We start from the raw sequence: 17,944 nt of genomic DNA, 5'->3' as shown, positions 1-17,944 counted from the left end.
GTCACGCGAGCTTGCGCCATCGGCAGGGTAGGTATACTTCCGAATTCGCTTTGCTGATGATATCGAATTTCGCTTCGCGACCGCCCACTTGGCCGCGGTCGACAATGGTGATCGACAGCGCTGCACGCACGTAATCGTCAGAAGGGATACCTAGCGCCCGCTGCCCCCATGCGCCGAGGTAATAGGTGCCAGGATAGACCATCAGCGGACCGGTGATGATTTCGAAGGCATGGCTTCCCTCGTCGAGGCCGACGATGTCGGCGAAACCGGAGGCGAAGTCATGAATCAGCGAGTCAGCTGAATTCGTCAGCAGCACGCCAAAGCGTGCCTCCGGTACCGGTTCGGAGCAGCGCAAGTGCAGACGAATGTGCATTTGTTCGCCCATCGCAAAGTTCGAGCAGGGTTCGCCGCTCATGTTCTTGACAGCAAGTTCGAGCAATTCGATGCAATGGCGCAAGCCACGCCGGCCGCTCTGCGGCTTGCGCAGGTCGATACGGGTCGCCATTGCGAATTGACCTCGGTGTAGGTCAACCGCCTGTTCCGGGCTGCCGTCGAAGCGTAGCCGACCGTCCTCGAGCAGTAGCGCACGGGTGCAGTAGGCATTGACGGCCTGCATGCTGTGACTGACGAACAGGGTCGTTACCCCGTTGGCCATCAGTTCGCGCATACGTGTGAGGCACTTGGCCTGGAAGTCGATGTCGCCCACCGATAGTGCCTCGTCGATAACCAGGATATCCGGCGCAACCTCGACCGAGACGGCGAAGGCGAGGCGGACGAACATGCCGCTAGAATACAATCTCACCGGTTGGTCGATGAACTCGCCGATGTCCGCAAAGGCAACGATATGGTCGAACCGTGACTCCATTTCGGGGCGTGAGAAGCCGGCGATTGCTCCTTGCAGGAAGACATTCTCGCGCCCGGTGAACTCCGGATGGAAGCCAGATCCGAGTTCGAGCAGCGCCGACACACGCCCGTGGGTGCGAACGCTTCCGACGGTCGCCTTGCGGATGCCGCAGATCAGTTGCAGCAGGGTACTCTTGCCCGACCCATTGCGACCTATGATGCCAACAGTCTCGCCGTGACCGACGTCGAAGCTGAGATCCTCAAGGGCGCGGTATTCCTTGCGTCGACCGATGCGGTCGCCGCTCAGACGTGACAGCAGTCCGTGCAGCGGGTGATCGTAGACCCGGTAAGTCTTGCTGAGGCCGCGTACCGAGATCACCGGTTCAGACGACATCAGCGAACTCCTCTCGGCAACGCATGAAGAAAGCGTAGCCAGCGACGGCAGCGACTACGCCGGCCAGCAGCGATGCGCACCAATGCGTCCAAACTGGCGATTCTCCTTGCAGCAGCGTTCTCCTCAGATCCTCAATCGCAAGCGCCAGAGGATTAACTCTATTCAGCGTGAGCAGGACGCCTGGCGCCGCGGTTGCCGGATAGAAAACCGGCAGCATAAACATCAGGAACTGCGCTAGTACCGGCATGCCGTGCGCCAGATCCCGGACGTAAGCACCGGCTGCAGCGATGAACCAGGCTGCGCCAAGCGTGAATAGCCAGACTGGCAGAAGAACGAGGGGCGCCATCAGCATTGATGCGCTGCTGTGGCCGGCGAGCAACGCAGTACCGGCAAGCAGCAACAGGTGAACGGCACAGTGGATCATCGCAGCCAGTACGGCGACCAGTGGCAAGATCTCGACTGGAAAAACGATTTTCTTGATGAAATTCTGGTTGGCGATGAGCAGGCGTGGGCTGCTGGTGATGACCTCAGAGAAGGGCGTGAACACCGCCAGTCCGCAGTAAATGAACAAAGCCATCTCCATGCCGTCGCGGCTTGATTCTGCCTCACTCCAGCGGCCGCCGAAGACACCGCCAAAGACCATCGTGAAGGCGAGTAGCAGTAACAACGGGTAAAGGAAGGACCAACCAACCCCGAGCAGCGAACCACGGTACTTGACTAGGACCTCGCGCTTGACCAATTGACCGATCAGGTAATGGTATCTGATGAGCCGGATGATTGCGAACTGGGGATTTGATGGGGCAGAAGTGTTGGACATGTGGGCGGTCAGCGGTTCGGCTACGGCTTGCTCGCCCTCGTGGGAAGATGCGCTGAGGCGTTCAGCCTGGGGCTGCAGGGATCTTTGGTGTTGCTCCGAAGCGACTGTTCTGACTTCGGGCAGATGATCACCTCGAACATGTTTCATTGTCGCACACTGACGTGCCTTGATCGGGTGGCGCATGTCTGCTGAGCGAAACGAAAGGTCCTTTCGAGTGCCGTGTCGAGATCGGTCCACATGTCGAGGCCGAGTTCGTTGCGGGCGCGCTGGATGTCGGGAACGTAACGTGCCGGGGGATTGCCGTCAGGCTCGCAGCGCCGTTTGACAGGGACCCCGCCGGCGATGTCGGCAACCCTGGCGGCAAGGGAGCCGATGCTGATCGCTTGATCGGAGCCAACATTGTATGGCCGCGCTGGAGGGGCATCGAGAAGAATCTTAAGTAGCCAGATCACCAGATCTCCGGCATAAAGATAGCTGCGTAGCGCGGTACCGTCGCCGCGTACTACGATTGGGCCAGCAGAGAGTGCATCACCGATGAAATTACCAGCGGCGAAATGCGCGTCGAGCGGCTGGAATGCTCCGACGAAGGCGAATCCGCGAGCAATCTTCACCGGCAGGCTGGAGGCGGCGGCGAGAAACTCCGCAGCGCGCTTGCCCTCGCCGTAGGCCGAATCAGCGCTGTGTGGACAGGGCGCGCCGCCATAGTCCTCGCTGACATGAGTGAGTTCCGAGGGTTGGCGGCCATAAACGGCGCCTGAACTGGTCAGCAGCATTGCGCACGTTCCTGCCTGGTCGGCGAGTTCGAGCACTCGCCGGGTGCCGGCGACAATGGTATCAAACATTTTCAGCGGGCGTGCGCGGTTGAGTTGTTCGCTGGCCGCAGTAGCGGCGTGGATGATCAGCGGGTAGCCGCCAGGGGGCAGGGCGAAGTCACGTACATCGCCGCGCCACCAGTCGAGAGCCGCGTATTGGGACAGTGCCGGTGCTCGGGCGGCAAAGGCTTCAGGGGAACGACTCAGCACGGTAATGCGCAGCCCTAACCGCAAGCGATCGTCAGCGTGAGTCAGTGCTTCCAGCAACCAGCGGCCGAAAAATCCTGTGCCGCCAGTAACGAACAGCCGTTCGCCAGCCATGCGCCGGAATAGGGACTCACCACGATCGAGGATGGCGTCGAGATCTGCAACGAGCAGATGCCCATTGTAACACCCCGGAGTATTCACAACCCGACCCCCATGAATTCGCCAATCCGTTTGGTGACGAATTCAAGCATTTCTTCCGTCAGCCCCGGCCACAGTCCAATCCAGAAGGTATCGTTCATGACCCTGTCAGTCTCGGTCAAGGTTCCTGCGACGCGGAAGCTGCGTCCGGCCATATACGGCTGCCGGGTCACGTTGCCGGCGAAGAGCAAGCGTGTGCCGATGCGGTATTGATCAAGATAGGCGAGCAGGTCTACCCGCGTGCACCTGGCTTTCGGCTTGAGCGTCAGCGGAAAACCGAACCAGGACGGGTCGCTGTCGGGCGTCGCTTCGGGTAGAACCAAGAACTCGGAGCAATCGCCAAGGCGCTGGATCAGGTACGCATAGTTCCTTTTTCTCGCGGCGATGAAGTGCGATAACTGGTCCATCTGCGCGAGTGCGCATGCGGCTTGCATGTCAGTGATCTTGAGGTTGTAGCCGAGCTGCGAGTAGGTGTACTTGTGGTCATAGCCGAAGGGCAGGTCGCCGTGCTGCTGGGCGAAGCGCTTGCCGCAGGTGTTGTCGCAGCCGGTGGCGCAATAGCAGTCACGTCCCCAGTCGCGCAGCGATTCGAGAATTTTCTTCAGTTGCGGGTTGCGCGTAAAAACTGCGCCGCCCTCGCCCATGGTGATATGGTGCGCGGGGTAGAAGCTCAACGTCCCGATGTCGCCAAAAGTTCCCACCAGGTAGCCATCATGGCTTGATCCAAGCGCATCACAGCAGTCTTCGATCAGCCAGAGCCCATGCTTTTTGGCAATCCGGCAGACCTCGCGCAGGTTGAAGGGGTTGCCCAGCGTGTGAGCGAGCATGATCGCTCTTGTCCGGGTGGAGATGGCGCTTTCGATCTGGCCGACATCAATGTTGTAGGTCGGCAGCGTGACGTCGACAAAGACCGGCACACAGCCATTCTGCAGGATCGGATTGATGGTAGTCGGAAAGCCTGCCGCGACCGTGATGACTTCGTCGCCCGGTTTGATGGCGCGGTCACCCAGGCTCGGCGCGGTGAGCGCACTGAAGGCCAGCAGGTTGGCAGAGGAGCCCGAGTTGGTGGTAAGTACGTGTTCAACGTTCAGGAAACGCCCGAGCCGTTGTTCGAATTCGTCGTTGAAGCGCCCGCTGGTCAGCCAGCCATCCAGTGCAGCATCGACCATGTGGCGGATCTCGCTGCCGCCAATCACCTTGCCAGCGGCCGGGATCGCGCTGATGCCGGGGCGAAAGGCCGGCGCCGACTGCGCCTCACAGGCATGGCGCTCGACGAGTTCGAGGATCTGTCGTCGTAATTCGTCAGTGCTCATGTCACGAACGGGTTTCCTGAGTCATGGGAATATTCCCGGCAACATTCCCGGCAATAGCGGTCGATTTGTCGTCTGGAAATGGTGTCGATATCTGCGCCGCTCAAGTGTGCGCGGTACCAGTCGACGGTCATCCGCAGGGTCGTATCGAGCGACCAGCGCGGCTGCCAGCGCAGCGCCGAGATCGCTTTCGAGGCGTCGAGCCGGAGGCAGTGTGCTTCCTGTGGATGAGAGGCCTGATCGCTGACCCAGGCCGCTTCCTCCCCCCAGAGGCCGGCCAGCTTGTCGATGACCTGTTCGACGCGGTGTTGGTCGGGCGGACCGAAGTTCCAGGCTCCGGCGAAAGCCGTTCCCTTTTTGCATAGTTGCTCGGCCAGCAGCAGATATCCGGCCAGTGGCTCAAGGACATGCTGCCATGGGCGGATCGCCTGGGGATGACGCACTGGTAACGGACGCTGGTCCACAAAGGCGCGGATGGCGTCCGGGATCAATCGGTCCGGCGACCAGTCGCCACCGCCGATGGCATTGCCTGCGCGCGCCGTCGCCACGGCGGCACCGTGTCCGGCAGGGTCGGCCGGCTTGAAAAAGGAAGCGCGATACGCGGCGGTGACGAGTTCGACGCAGCCCTTGCTGCTGCTGTACGGATCGCATCCGCCGAGCGGGTCGCTTTCGCGATGGGCCTCGCCTTCACGGTTTTCGTAACACTTGTCGCTGCTGACGACGACGACCGCCTGTACTCCGGGCGTCTGGCGAACGGCTTCGAGCAGATGGACCGTGCCCATGACATTGCTGGAATAGGTTTCGGCCGGGTCAGCATAGGAGGGGAGGACCCAGGCTTGTGCTGCGAGATGGAAGACGACTTGCGGCGGGTGGTCGGTGAAGGCCCGGCGCAGCCGTTCAGAATCCCGGATGTCGGCGAAAATGGACACCATCTGCCTGGCGAAGCCAGCGATTTCGAACAGGTTGGGTTGCGTACCCGGTGGCAGCGCATAACCGACCACTCTGGCACCCATGGATTGCAGCCACATGGCAAGCCAGCTCCCCTTGAAACCGGTATGGCCGGTAAGCAGGACGCGCCGGTCTTTCCAGAAGGCAGGCTGGATCACCAGTTCTTCCATGGAGCAGTCCCCGAGGCCCAGAGTTCTTCGAGATGATTCCTGTCCCGCAGCGTATCCATTCCCTGCCAGAAGCCATCATGTCGCCACACGGCGAGCTGGCCGGTCTGCGACAGACGTTCGACCGGCCCGGCTTCCCACAGGCACGAATCTCCATCGATCAGTTCGAGAACGCTGGGGTGGAGAACGAAGAATCCGCCGTTGATCTCTCCGCCATCCCCCGCCGGTTTTTCCCGGAAGGCAAGAACGCGATCGCCAGCAATCTCGAGTGCGCCAAAACGACCGGGCGGGGTCACTGCAGTGACGGTCGCGCGGACTCCCTGCCGGCGATGGAAGTCGATCGCTCCGCTGATGTTGATGTTGCCCACGCCATCGCCGTAGGTGAAGCAGAAGAGTTCCTCGTTTTCGACATGCGCGCGCACGCGTCGCAGGCGCCCACCCGTCTGCGTGGCATCGCCGGTGTCGATCAGCGTGACCCGCCAGGGCTCGGCGTGTCGCTGGTGGACTTCCATCCGGTTGGTCGCCATGTCGAAGGTGACATCCGACATGTGCAGAAAGTAATTCGCGAAATACTCCTTGATGACATAGCCGCGGTAGCCCAGGCAGATCACGAAGTCGTTGATCCCGTGACTGGCATAGATTTTCATGATGTGCCAGAGGATGGGCTTGCCGCCGATTTCAACCATCGGTTTTGGCCGGACGATGGTTTCTTCCGCCAGCCGGGTGCCCGCACCGCCAGCAAGAATCACTGCCTTCATCCGCGCCTGGACTGCGTCAGCAGAAACCCCGGACCGGTCAGGCCAGTGCGGACAGGATCGTGCGGGTAGGGTGTGTGTGGCATGCAACGAAGAATAACGCGATCTACCGCAGCGTGCCAGCGGGAACTCAACGGATGCTCCCCGTCACTCTGGCAGTAGCCGCACTACAATGTCGACTTCACCGAGAGCCTTGATAGGGAGGAGGCGCAGGCATGCAGCTGACACGTTCCCGCCTGGCCGGCTTGTTCCTGGCCCTGCTTGCCCTGTTTGCCGGCCTCTGGTGGCTATCCTGGCACGACGATACGCTGGCGCGCGCGCGCACCGACGCTGGCCTGCGCATCGGCTATGCGGTGGAACCACCTTACGCCTTTCTAACGGCCGACGGTGAGGTCACCGGCGAAGCACCGGAAATCGTTCGCCATGTCGCCGCACAACTGGGAATCAAGCACATCGAATGGCGGCAAGTGGAGTTCGGCAAGCTGATCGACGCACTCGAGGCCGGTCAGATCGACGTCATCGCGGCGGGCATGTTCATCACCCCAGAGCGCGAGGAACGGGTGCGCTTCTCGGTACCTACCCTGCAGGTTCATCCCGGTTTGCTGGTGGCCCGCGGCAATCCCAAGCGGATTTCGTCCTACCGCGAGGCGGCCGCACGCGACGACGTCTTCATTGCCGTGCTGGCCGGCGCGGTGGAAGAGCGGATTCTTCGGCAACTGGGAGCACCGGACGAACGCCTGGTGGTGGTTCCGGATGCACCAACCGGCCGCCAGGCGATCGAGACCGGACTGGCCGATGCCTTGCTGCTGTCCGAACCCACCGTGCGCTGGATGGCACACCAGGCGGAGCTGGGACAGACCGAAAGCGTCGAGACCAGTTTCCAGGCCGGTGAAGCCGAAGCCTATGGGCGTCCCGCTTTCGCGTTCCGATCGGATGACCAAGGCCTGTGGGAAGTCTGGAATGTTGCCTTGCAGGCCTATTTGCACAGTCCCGAGCACACCGCCCTGCTGGCCCGTCTGGGCCTGGCTCCGGAGCCGAAGCGCGAGCGGGTGCCGCAGGGAGCGACGCCCAAATGAACGACGCCATGTGCCTGCCCATGCAAGATGGCCCTCGCCGCTCGGGTGGCCGGATCGTCGCCGCCATTCTGCTGGGGCTGTGCATCATCGCCTTGTTGAGCTGGCTGCACTATGAGCAACGCCGGGCCCTGCAGCAGGCGACCCGGCACGTTCAGGAACTCCGGCAAGCCCAGGTCGAGCTGGCGAAAGGTTTCCTGCAGATCAGTCTCGCCGGAACGTCCGGTTCTTCCTTCAGCCAGCACACCGGGCTGGCTTTGTTGCAACAGTCCGTGCTCTCGTTCGAACGATCGCTGGATCAGCTTGGCGTCCTGGATGGCGTCGAAGCCGAGGCCTTCCGGCGTAGCGCCGAGGCCTTTCGTGCCCGCCTGGCGGCCTGGCGGCAGGCCCCTGCGACCGATCAGCGTGGCCTGGTGGCGCTGCGCATCGCCTTTGCCGATCTCGAGCGGCGGACAGATCGGGTCGATCATGCCGCACGGCGCTACATCGAAACCCTGAACGCCCACAACGAACAGACCTATACGTTCAGCCTGCTGGGATCGGTCCTGTCTCTGTGTCTGATCGTCGGGATCATCCTCAAGATCACCGGCGATGAACGCCGCTCTCTGAAAGAACGGCAAAAAGCCCTGGAGTTGCTGGCCGCCATCGCCGAATCCACCGAAGACGCCATCTTCGCCAAGGACAACGAGGGCCGTTATCTGCTGTTCAACCGGGCCGCCAGTCGTTTCGTCGGCAAGTCTGCCGAGACGATGCTGGGTCGCGACGACCGTGATCTATTCCCGGCCGAACAGGCGGAAATGCTCATGCAGGTCGGTCGGCAGGTGATGCGGCAGGAAAGGATTCTGACCCAGGAAGAGGCGCTCGACACCGCGGTTGGCGCCAGGGTTTTCCTCGCAACCAAGGGGCCTCTGCGGGATGGCGAAGGGCGGGTGATCGGCATTTTCGGCATCTCCCGCGACATCACCGAACAGAAGCTCGCGGAGCGGGAGATCGAGCGTCAGGTGCTCCGCCTCAAGGCGGCCGAAGAAGCCTTGCGCGAACTCAACGCGACGCTGGAAATGCGCGTCGCTGAACGTACTGCCGAACTCGCTGCGCTCAACCAGTCGCTGGAGAGTTTTGTCTATTCCACGTCGCACGACCTGAAGGCACCGCTGCGCGGTATCGAGGGTTACAGCCGGCTGCTCGCGGAAGATTACGGCGACCGCCTGAACGACGAGGGGCGCCTGTTCATCGCCAATATCTGCAACGGGATTGCGCGCATGCACGAGCTGATCGACGATCTGCTGACCTACTCGCGCATGGAGCGGTGCAAGCTGGAGAGAACGCACGTGGATCTGCCGAGCCTGGTGGCTGGCGTGCTGGCTGAACGCCGCGAGGAGATCACCGCGCGTGCCGTCGCCGTCGTCCAGGCGGTTCCTCCCCTGGCCGTTTGCGCTGACGTTGAGGGGCTGCAACTGGTGTTGCGCAACCTGATCGAGAATGCACTCAAGTTCAGTCTCGAAGGGTCGGCGCCGCGCATCGAGATCGGCGCGCGCCAGGATGAAAAGACGGTGACGCTGTGGATCAGCGACAGCGGTATCGGCTTCGATATGAAGTACCATGAGCGAATATTCGAGATCTTCCAGCGTCTGCACCGACTGGAAGACTATCCCGGTACGGGCATCGGCCTGGCGCTGGTCAAGAAAGCCATGCAACGCATGGGTGGCCGGGTCTGGGCGGAAAGCGTGCCGGGGCAGGGGGCAAGCTTCTACGTGCAATTGCCCAAGTGAAGGAGAATGACATGATCCTTGAGCGGCCACTGCGCAGCTCTGCGAGGCGCAAATGATGAGCTCCTTCGCATGCCACCCACCGATCCTGCTCGTCGAAGACAGTCCGGTCGATGTAGACCTCAGCATGCGTGCCTTTTCCCGCCGCAAACTCGTCAATCCCGTGCTGGTGGCGCGGGACGGCGAGGAGGCACTGGCCTGGATTCCGCGCTGGGAAGCCGGCGAGTTGAAGCCGGCGGTGATCCTGCTCGACCTCAAGCTGCCGCGTGTCGATGGCCTTACGGTATTGCGCGAGCTGAAAATCCATCCTGGCCTGCAGCGCATCCCGGTGGTCATCCTGACCACTTCGAAAGAAGACCGCGACATCAATGGTGCGTATGACCTTGGTGCCAATTCCTACATCGTCAAACCGGTCGATTTCGAGAAGTTCATGCACGTGGCCCAGCAGATCGAGCTGTACTGGTGCGTGACCAACGAACTGCCGAGGTAAGTGCGATGCGGGTGCTCTACATCGAGGACTGCGCCAGCGACGTCGACCTGGTCCGGCGTGCGCTCGCCAGATCGGCGCCGGAATTCGAGATCGAGGTGGCGCCGACGCTCAGCGAGGGGGTTGCCAGGCTGACCAGTGGCGCGCCGTTCGACCTGCTGCTCGCCGATCTTTCGCTGCCCGATGGCTCTGGCCTGGAGGCGCTGTCCTGGGTTCGCGAACGCGAGCTGCCGCTGGCCGTGGTCATCCTCACCGGCTCGGGCGACCCGCAGGCGGCCGTGCGCGCACTCAAGGCCGGGGCCGACGATTATCTGGTCAAGCGCGACGACTACCGGAAGCGTCTGCCGCGCACCCTGGCGACCGCACTGACCCGCTTCCGCGACGGCGTCAGGCGCCGCAGTCACCGGCTGCGCGTGCTCTACGTCGAACACGCCCGCTTCGACGTGGACCTGCTGCGCCGTCATCTCGTCCAGCACGCACCCCATATCCAGCTGAGCGCGCTGGGCAACGCCGAGGAAGCGCTGTCGCAACTGCCGTGCAGCGCCGCCGAGGCGGCCGAGTGGGACGTGCTGCTGATCGACTACCGCTTGCCCGGCATGGACGGTCTCGAACTGACCAATGTGCTGCGCGCAGAACGCGGCCTGTCCATCCCGATTGTCCTGGTCACCGGCCAGGGCAGCGAGGATGTTGCCGCCAGCGCCCTGCATCTTGGGGCGGACGATTGCCTGGCCAAGCACGCGGGCTATCTGCACGAACTCGTCGCCACCATTGAAAGGGTCGAGCGCCAGGCGGCGCTGGCGCGCGAAAGCGCGCGCCTGCACGACACCAGTCAGCGTCTCTCGCACCTGCTCGAGACCAGCCCGACGATCCTCTACAGTCTGCGGGTCGAGGCCGGGACGCAGCGACTGGTATGGGTCAGCGACAACATCACTCGCCTGTTGGGGTACCCGCCGGCAGAGGCCCTGGCTCCGCAGTGGTGGTACTCCCATCTCTATCCCGATGATCGCCTGGCGGCGCTGGCCGGGCACGCGCTGTTGTCTGCCCGAGACCACCATGTCCATGACTACCGGTTCTTCAACGGCGCCGGCGAGGTGATCTGGCTGCGCGACGAACTACGCCTGCTGCGCGACACCCAGGGCCGCCCGCAGGAAGTCGTCGGCGCCTGGCTCGATGTCAGCGAGCAGAAGCTGGCTGAGGCGGTGCAACTGGCACGCAACGCGGTGCTCGACCAGATCCTGGCCAATCGGCCGTTGCCGGACATCCTGCACGACATTGCTCGCCGCCTGGAAGCGATTGCAGCGGCGATGCGCGTCTCGATCCTGTTGCTCGATGCGCGCGACGGCCGCCTGTACAACGCTGCGGCGCCAAGCCTGCCGGCCTTCTTCAATGCGGCGGTGGACGGACTGGAAGCCGCCGAGGGGAATGGCTCCTGCGGCACGGCGGCCTGCCTGGGCGAGCCAGTGATCGTCGCCGACATCGACCGCCACCCGTATTGGGCGGCATATCTGGAGTTGACCCGGCGTGCCGGCGTGCACGCCTGCTGGTCGCTGCCCTTCAAGGATGAAACCGGACGCGTGCTGGGAACCTTCGGCATCTATTATGCCGCACCGCGCGAACCGTCTTCCGCCGAACTCGGGCTGATCGAGGAGTTCGCCCGCATCACCAGCCTGGCAGTGCAAAAGGTGCGTGCCAGCAATTCCTTGCGGCAATCCGCAGCAGTTTTCGAAAACACCCGTGACGGCGTGTTGATCACCGACCTGACCCCACGCATCGTTGCCGTCAATCGTGCCTTCAGTGAGATCACCGGTTACGCCGAGGCCGAGGTGCTGGACCGCAATCCCTCGCTAATGAAGTCCGGCCACCACGAGCGCGCCTTCTATCAATCGCTGTGGGCGAGTCTGCGCCAGACCGGCCACTGGCAGGGCGAACTCTGGAACCGGCGCAAGAATGGCGAAATCTACCCGCAATGGCTGACCATCAGCAGCGTTCGCGATGCCCAGGGAGAAGCCGCCAACTATGTCGGCGTGTTCACCGACATCAGCCAGATCAAGAAATCGCAGGATCGCCTCGAGCATCTGGCCCATTACGATCCGCTCACTGATCTGCCCAACCGCCTGCTCGCGCAATCGCGCCTGCAGCATGCGATCGAACGCGCCGCGCGGCACGGCTACCGTGTCGCCGCCCTGTATATCGATCTCGACCGCTTCAAGACGGTCAACGACAGTCTGGGTCATCCCGTCGGTGACGAATTGCTTGCCGCCCTGGCGCAACGACTGTGTATGCGCCTGCGCGACGAAGACACGCTGGCGCGTCTGGGTGGCGACGAGTTTCTGCTGGTGCTGGAACAGGTGCTCCTCCCGGAACATGCCGCGGGCGTGGCACAATCGGTGATCGAACTGCTCGCCGAGCCTTTCAAACTGTCCGTGGGCCAGGAGGTGTTCGTCGGATCGAGCATCGGGATCAGCCTGTTCCCGGATGACGCCACCTCGGTGACGGAGCTGATCCAGCACGCCGACACGGCCTTGTATCAGGCCAAGGAATCCGGCCGCAGTGCCTACAGCTTCTACACACCGGCGCTGACCCTGGTGGCCAATCAGCGACTCGCCATGGAGGTCCGCCTGCGCCGGGCGCTGAACCAGGGCCAATTCGAGTTGCATTTCCAGCCCCAGATCGATCTTGCCAGCAGCGCCCTGATCGGCTGCGAAGCGCTGGTACGCTGGCGGGACCCCGAACAGGGCCTGGTTTCACCGGCCAGCTTCATTCCGCTGGCGGAGGAGACCGGCCTCATCGTGCCGCTCGGTGAATGGGTGCTGCGGCAGGCCTGCCGCCAGGCCCGCGCCTGGTGCGACGCCGGCCTGCCCGCGCTGGTGATGGCGGTCAACCTGTCGGTTCGCCAGATGAAGCAGACGGAACTGCCAGCGCGTGTGGCGATGATCCTCCAGGAAAGCGGTTTGCCGGCCGCGCAACTGACGCTGGAGCTGACCGAAAGCATGATCATGGAACAGGGGGAGCAGGCGCTGGCGATGATGCATGCCCTGAAGTCGCTGGGACTGGGCCTGTCGATCGATGATTTCGGTACCGGCTACTCGTCGCTGGCCTACCTGAAACGTTTCCCGATCGACGAACTGAAAATCGACAGGAGCTTCGTCCGCGACATTCCCGACGACCCGGACGACATGCAGATTGCCAGCGCCATCATCGGCATGGCGCGCGGCCTCAACCTCCGGGTTCTCGCCGAAGGCGTGGAAACCGCGGCGCAGCGGGATTTTCTGCTGGCGCAGGGTTGCCACGCCTATCAAGGCTTTCTCTGCAGTCGACCGGTGCCGGCAGCGCAGTTCGCCGAGCTGGCAAGCAGGCAGCAAGCGGCTCATCGACAGGCTTTTTCAGCCGCACACCCGTGAGAGAAGACCTGCCTGATGAAGCCGTGCGCATCACCGGCGTCATTCTCGCGGGCGGGCGCGGTCGCCGCATGGGCGGCGTGGACAAGGGACTGCAGGAACTGCGCGGGCGGCCGCTGCTGGCCTGGGTCATCGAGCGCTTTGGTCCGCAGGTCGACGAACTGCTGATCAACACCAATCAGAACGGCGATCGCTACGCCGTTTTCGGCCACCGCGTCCTTTCCGACCAGATCCCCGGTTTCGCTGGTCCGCTGGCCGGTGTGCACGCCGCGCTGATGGCGGCGACGCACTCGCTGTTGGCCACCGCTCCCTGCGACGCACCGTTCCTGCCGGACGATCTGGTTCTTCGCCTGCTGCAGGCCCTGACCGCGAGCGGCGCCAATCTCGCCGTCGCCCGCACCCTCGACCAGCCGCAACCGGTATTCTGCCTGTGCCGGCGTGATGTCCTGCCGTCGTTGAGCGAATACCTGGAAAGCGGTGGGCGCCGCGTCGATCGCTGGCACGCGAAGCTGCAGGTGGTCGAGGTGGCTTTTGATGACCAGGCCGAGGCTTTCGAGAACATCAACAGCCGCGAGGAACTGGATCGCGTCGAGGGGTCTGGTGCCGGATAGTCCGCGTGTCGGCGTGCCGTGAACATCATTCCAGGCACCTGCGCCTCCGGCAATTTACCTGCGCGATGGGTGCCTGCCCCGGACTGGGTCGGGGCAGGGCTGCGGCGCTAGCGGAGTAGTGACAAAGGGTCTGTCGCCGCTCTTACTGCTGAGGACGCCGCCGGACACAGGCCAGCCCGAGCAGCGACGGCGCCAGTAAGGCCAAGGTTCCGGGCAGCGGGATCACATTTTCGAGTCTGAGGTTGTCGAAAGCCGTACCACCGTTAAAGTCGCGTTGTCCGGTCACCACGATTTCGTCAATAATCACGCCGGCCAGATTGACCGCCGGACTGGTGGTATAGCCGCCGCTGGCGACCAGAATATCCGTGGCCTGGAGGATTCCGCCAAGGTATCCCCTCAGCGTCACGGTGGCGGGCGATGGATATTCCAGTTCGACGTCGATCGAGGTGAACTTGAATGTTCCACCGCCGGTCCGCTTGACATCGAGATTGCCTGTAGAGGGATTGCCGGCAAGGCCTTCGAGTTCGTTGGCGCTGCCGCCAGCACCGTTACCGCTAGCATCAAGGAAGAGGCCGTTCACTACCAGGTCGAAGCCGGCCTCGGCCGAACTGCTGAAATTGATTCCAGTCCCGCCAGGAATGCCCTCGAAGGTCAGTACGGCAGACTGGGCCGTCGAGGCCAGTCCCATGCAAGTCACGAAAGCGGTGGCGATGATTGTTCTTGAATTGAGGGTTTTCATGAGTTGTCCTTCAAAAGGATGAATCTTGGATGGGTAGAGGTTGTGAATTGGGCCGCCGTGGCCTGACGTCATTAAAGCAATTGATGTGCCAGCAATAGAATATTTTTATTTAATGGCGTTTTCTTTCCCAGCCATGACCTGGGGAGTGGGGGGTGTAAAGAATTCCGACAAGATCTTTCTTGCCTCGCCCAGCTCGGATGGACCTTCCCAGCACCCTCGATTGAGAAGGCGCTGCTCGTACTCGCCGAATGGCCGATCGCAATGGCCGGATCAGACTGGAAGCGGTCGTTCAGATTTCGTAGGCTACTGGCTGCCACCGACCCACAGCGGTCATCGAGCCTTGGGAGCGTCGGATGACCCGTCCTGCGCCCTCAGCGGACATTCGCTTCGCAAGTGAACAATCGTTCCCGTCTCCAATAGATGGCATCACCATTACCCCGATGCCCGCCCGTGCGCCCTCGCTCTGGGAGATGCAGGGCGCCACCGTGGGCGAGGACGATCCCCAGGCTCAATCGGCGCCTGAGCACGAATTCGATCAGCGCGTCGCCTGGTAGGTGCTGGATGGAAGTAGCCATGCGCAAAGGTCCAGACTGAAGCAAGACGAGTTGACATCGCCCGTCGTGGGAGGACTCGTGCCACAGGCGCTGAGCCGGGCGGGATTCGGATGACTTTTCAGGGGTTCATGGGACCCAATTAGAGATTGACGCCCCTTGACGGAGGCTCATATACTTTTCATGGCGCCGTTGGATTTCCTATCCTTAATAGCCGACTACGGAGATAAGTCATGCTGCGGCAACCAGTCTTACGTTCAGCCGGGCGCGACCCTGCTATGCGGGGGAAATCCCTCGTGCCATCAGACGGGCGGCGCGCGGACTTCGCCGCGCCGTTGCTGCGCCGGACGGCCTGTGCCTGTGGCGGCAGCTGCCCCCGCTGTGCCGGTCGCTTACCGCCAGGCCTGCCGCTGAGCCAGCCTGGGGATGCACTGGAGCGCGAAGCCGACCGAATGGCGGAGCGCGTCCTGCGCCGCGCCGTTCCGGACGCGACGAGTGCGGCGAACGCGGCGAACGCGGCGATACCGGCGCTGCCTGGGCCGGCCGCTGCTGAGGCTGTCGGGGAAGTTCTACGCTCGCCCGGCACGCCGCTGGACGGTGAGCTGCGAGCCTGGATGGAGCCGCGCTTTGGCCACGACCTGGCCGCGGTGCGGGTGCACACGGATGCGGTCGCCGCGCGCTCGGCACGCGCCGTCAACGCGCTGGCGTACACTGCGGGAGAGCACCTGGTGTTCGCCGACGGTCAGTATCGCCCGGCCACTGACTCGGGGCGCGCCTTGCTTGCGCACGAGCTGGCGCACGTGGTTCAGGGCCGCGCGGCGGGTTTGCCGCGCCTGCTGCGCAGCGTCGCCAGTTGGTCGAATTGCCCGGATGGGGTCAACAGCGCTCCGGACGACGCACGCCTGGCGCTGGCCACGGTCGATTCCCGAGCCGCCGAGATCGCCGCCAACGCCGCCGCGCTGCTCGGCGCGCAGCCGCCGGCGGCAGAGACGCTGGCCGCCTTCGAAGCGCGCTTTGGGCTACCGCCCGAAGTGCGCGGCGGTTTCCTGAACCGGCTCACCGGCCGCGTGCGGCCCGACCACGACACCGCGCTCGGCGAAGAGCTACGAATTCTTGCTCGCCGTTATTCGCTGGTCGCGGGACTGCTGGCGCAGCCGATCCAGTACGTCTGCGCCGGTGACCCGGCTTCGATAGCCCGCGCCCGCGTGCCCAACTGCGAGGCGTTCGCCTGGTCGCGTCGTGGCAGCGGCAGTATGGTTCTTTGCCCCGGTTTCTGGGATGAAATCGCCGACGACGACAGTCGCTCGGCCGTCGTCCTGCACGAGTCGGTGCACATCCTTTGGGGCCGCAACAACCCCCCCGAGCGCGGCGAAATCCGCGACCGGACGGCGGCGGGTCCGGGCGGTGCCTACGTGAACGCCCACTGCTACGACGAACTCGCGGCTGCGTTGATGGGCACAGGCACTCCGCGGGTGCGTTGCACGCCGCCGGCTTGATTGGTGTCACCGCACTCGATTTCACCGGACCAAGCTCCGCTCCTGCCTTGAAATGGATGCCTCTCAGATCACCTTCTGCGCGCGCAAGCCGGCGATCTCGTCGGCGCTGAAACCGTTCTCGCGCAGAATCTCCTCGCTGTGCTCGCCGGCACCCGGTGGCGGCAGACGGGCTGCAAAAGGCAGTTCACTGATCTTGAAGGGCGGTGCGAACTGCTTGACGCCGGCGACCTCGACGATCATTCCGCGCGCCTGCAACTGTTCGTTCTGCAGGCTCTCCTCGAAACGCAGCACCGGCGTGACGCAGCAATCGACGCGCTCGAACAGCGCCGTCCATGCGGCGAAGCTGCGCTTTGCGAAAGCGGCTTCGAGTTCGTGGCGGATGCGCTGGCCTTCGGCGCCGGTCGCGAAAGCGAAAGGCTTGAGGTCCGGGCGGTCGATGGCCGTGCACAGCATCTCCCAGAACTTCGGTTCCATCGCACTGACCGCCAAGTAGCGGCCATCGCTGCTTGCATAGACCCCGTAGCTGGGCATGCCGCCGGAGAGCACGTCCTCGCCGCGGGGCAAGGCCTGGCCGAGCCCGAGTACCGCCAGCAAGGGAAAGATCGTGTGCGCGAAAACCGCGTCGGTCATCGCCACGTCGACGTAGCGGCCGCGGCCACTGCCGCGGGCATCGTGGACGGCCGCGAGGACGCCGACCAGCGCACTCAAGGAGCCGCCGAGCAGGTCGCCGATCTGGAAGTTGGGCACCGCCGGGGCGCCGCCAGCGACGCCGATCTGGTCGAGCAGACCGCAATAGCCGAGGTAGTTGAGATCGTGGCCGGCACGGTCACGATACGGCCCGTCCTGCCCATAGCCGGTGATCGCGCAGTACACGATGCGCGGGTTGATCGCGCACACCGCCTGGTAGCCGATCCCGAGCTTGTCTACCACGCCGGGGCGAAAGCCTTCGAGGATGACATCGGCGGTCGCTGCGAGGCGCAGGAATGCCGCGACACCGGCAGCCTGCTTGAGGTCGAGGGTGAGGCTGCGCTTGTTGCGGTTCACGAGCTGAAAGTAGCTGATGTCGCCGTGCACCGCACCGGCGCTGCGCGCGTAGTCACCGGCGCCGGTATCTTCGATCTTGATCACGTCGGCGCCGAGGTCGGCGAGGTGCATGCTGGCCAGAGGCCCCGGCAAGAGTCGTGTCAGGTCGAGTACACGCAGGCCGGCGAGAGGGGGAGAACGCATGGGAATGGGCTTTCGGGAAAGTGTTTTGCGGGGGGAAAAAGGCTTGAGGGGCTCATTTTCCGGGATAATCGCGGCCTGTTCGAGGTTTGTACTTGCCACGCTCCAAAAAAAGTCGGTCGGCTGCCGGGACAACAGGCGACCTCGT

14 protein-coding genes are annotated in these 17,944 nt (G+C 63.3%); 6 read left to right on the top strand and 8 right to left on the bottom strand.

Annotated elements, in window-relative coordinates; genetic code table 11:
* Position 1 precedes the first annotated feature (1 nt).
* The 6 genes from E4Q08_RS24370 to rfbF all read right to left on the bottom strand — a co-directional run bounded on the left by E4Q08_RS24370 (position 2) and on the right by rfbF (position 6,454).
* Positions 2-1,237, bottom strand: a complete 1,236-nt coding sequence (locus tag E4Q08_RS24370) for an ABC transporter ATP-binding protein (protein WP_308240043.1) — start codon at positions 1,235-1,237, stop codon at positions 2-4.
* Positions 1,227-2,054: an ABC transporter permease gene (locus E4Q08_RS03000; RefSeq protein WP_034908783.1), complete on the bottom strand. Its 828-nt coding sequence runs from the start codon at positions 2,052-2,054 to the stop codon at positions 1,227-1,229. Before E4Q08_RS03000 ends, E4Q08_RS24370 begins: the two co-directional genes overlap by 11 nt.
* Positions 2,055-2,197: 143 nt before the next feature.
* A complete protein-coding gene (locus E4Q08_RS02995) occupies positions 2,198-3,274 on the bottom strand; it encodes an NAD-dependent epimerase/dehydratase family protein (RefSeq protein WP_308240042.1) in 1,077 nt (358 codons plus the stop codon).
* The gene (gene rfbH, locus E4Q08_RS02990) at positions 3,271-4,584 is read right to left on the bottom strand and encodes a lipopolysaccharide biosynthesis protein RfbH (RefSeq protein WP_034908743.1); all 1,314 of its coding nucleotides are present in this window, start codon (positions 4,582-4,584) and stop codon (positions 3,271-3,273) included. The genes E4Q08_RS02995 and rfbH overlap by 4 nt, the downstream gene beginning before the upstream one ends.
* Positions 4,581-5,699, bottom strand: a complete 1,119-nt coding sequence (gene rfbG / locus E4Q08_RS02985) for a CDP-glucose 4,6-dehydratase (protein WP_211203283.1) — start codon at positions 5,697-5,699, stop codon at positions 4,581-4,583. The genes rfbH and rfbG overlap by 4 nt, the downstream gene beginning before the upstream one ends.
* Complete coding sequence (gene rfbF / locus E4Q08_RS02980; protein ID WP_169069281.1) at positions 5,684-6,454, bottom strand: glucose-1-phosphate cytidylyltransferase; 771 nt, start codon at positions 6,452-6,454, stop codon at positions 5,684-5,686. The genes rfbG and rfbF overlap by 16 nt, the downstream gene beginning before the upstream one ends.
* A 212-nt stretch (positions 6,455-6,666) precedes the next feature.
* Here rfbF and E4Q08_RS02975 point away from each other — a divergent pair, with 212 nt between their 5' ends.
* From E4Q08_RS02975 to mobA, 5 genes are read left to right on the top strand one after another with little or no spacing between them, the layout of a single operon-like run.
* On the top strand, positions 6,667-7,527 hold the full coding sequence (locus tag E4Q08_RS02975) for a transporter substrate-binding domain-containing protein (protein ID WP_169069280.1): 861 nt from the start codon (positions 6,667-6,669) through the stop codon (positions 7,525-7,527).
* The gene (locus E4Q08_RS02970; RefSeq protein ID WP_211203282.1) at positions 7,524-9,293 is read left to right on the top strand and encodes a sensor histidine kinase; all 1,770 of its coding nucleotides are present in this window, start codon (positions 7,524-7,526) and stop codon (positions 9,291-9,293) included. The genes E4Q08_RS02975 and E4Q08_RS02970 overlap by 4 nt, the downstream gene beginning before the upstream one ends.
* A gap of 55 nt (positions 9,294-9,348) precedes the next feature.
* Positions 9,349-9,780 (top strand): response regulator, encoded by a 432-nt coding sequence (locus E4Q08_RS02965; protein ID WP_169069326.1) that lies wholly within the window; start codon positions 9,349-9,351, stop codon positions 9,778-9,780.
* Positions 9,781-9,785: 5 nt separating this feature from the next.
* Positions 9,786-13,178 (top strand): EAL domain-containing protein, encoded by a 3,393-nt coding sequence (locus E4Q08_RS02960; protein ID WP_169069325.1) that lies wholly within the window; start codon positions 9,786-9,788, stop codon positions 13,176-13,178.
* Positions 13,175-13,786, top strand: coding sequence for a molybdenum cofactor guanylyltransferase MobA (mobA, locus tag E4Q08_RS02955; RefSeq protein WP_169069278.1), 612 nt, complete (start codon positions 13,175-13,177; stop codon positions 13,784-13,786). The genes E4Q08_RS02960 and mobA overlap by 4 nt, the downstream gene beginning before the upstream one ends.
* 142 nt (positions 13,787-13,928) lie before the next feature.
* Here mobA and E4Q08_RS02950 read toward each other — a convergent pair whose 3' ends face one another.
* Positions 13,929-14,525, bottom strand: coding sequence for a hypothetical protein (locus E4Q08_RS02950; protein ID WP_169069277.1), 597 nt, complete (start codon positions 14,523-14,525; stop codon positions 13,929-13,931).
* 847 nt (positions 14,526-15,372) lie between these two features.
* Between E4Q08_RS02950 and E4Q08_RS02945 the strand changes: the two genes are divergently transcribed.
* The gene (locus E4Q08_RS02945) at positions 15,373-16,572 is read left to right on the top strand and encodes an eCIS core domain-containing M35 family metalloendopeptidase (RefSeq protein ID WP_169069276.1); all 1,200 of its coding nucleotides are present in this window, start codon (positions 15,373-15,375) and stop codon (positions 16,570-16,572) included.
* 63 nt (positions 16,573-16,635) lie between these two features.
* Here the strand turns inward: E4Q08_RS02945 and E4Q08_RS02940 are convergent, their stop codons facing one another.
* A complete protein-coding gene (locus E4Q08_RS02940; protein WP_169069275.1) occupies positions 16,636-17,799 on the bottom strand; it encodes a CaiB/BaiF CoA transferase family protein in 1,164 nt (387 codons plus the stop codon).
* Positions 17,800-17,944 lie beyond the last annotated feature (145 nt).

It is taken from the genome of Candidatus Accumulibacter contiguus (assembly GCF_012940005.1).
Lineage (GTDB): Bacteria > Pseudomonadota > Gammaproteobacteria > Burkholderiales > Rhodocyclaceae > Accumulibacter > Accumulibacter contiguus.
The sequence above is the reverse complement of the archived record's forward strand: the minus strand, read 5'-3'. Positions and strand labels throughout refer to the sequence as shown.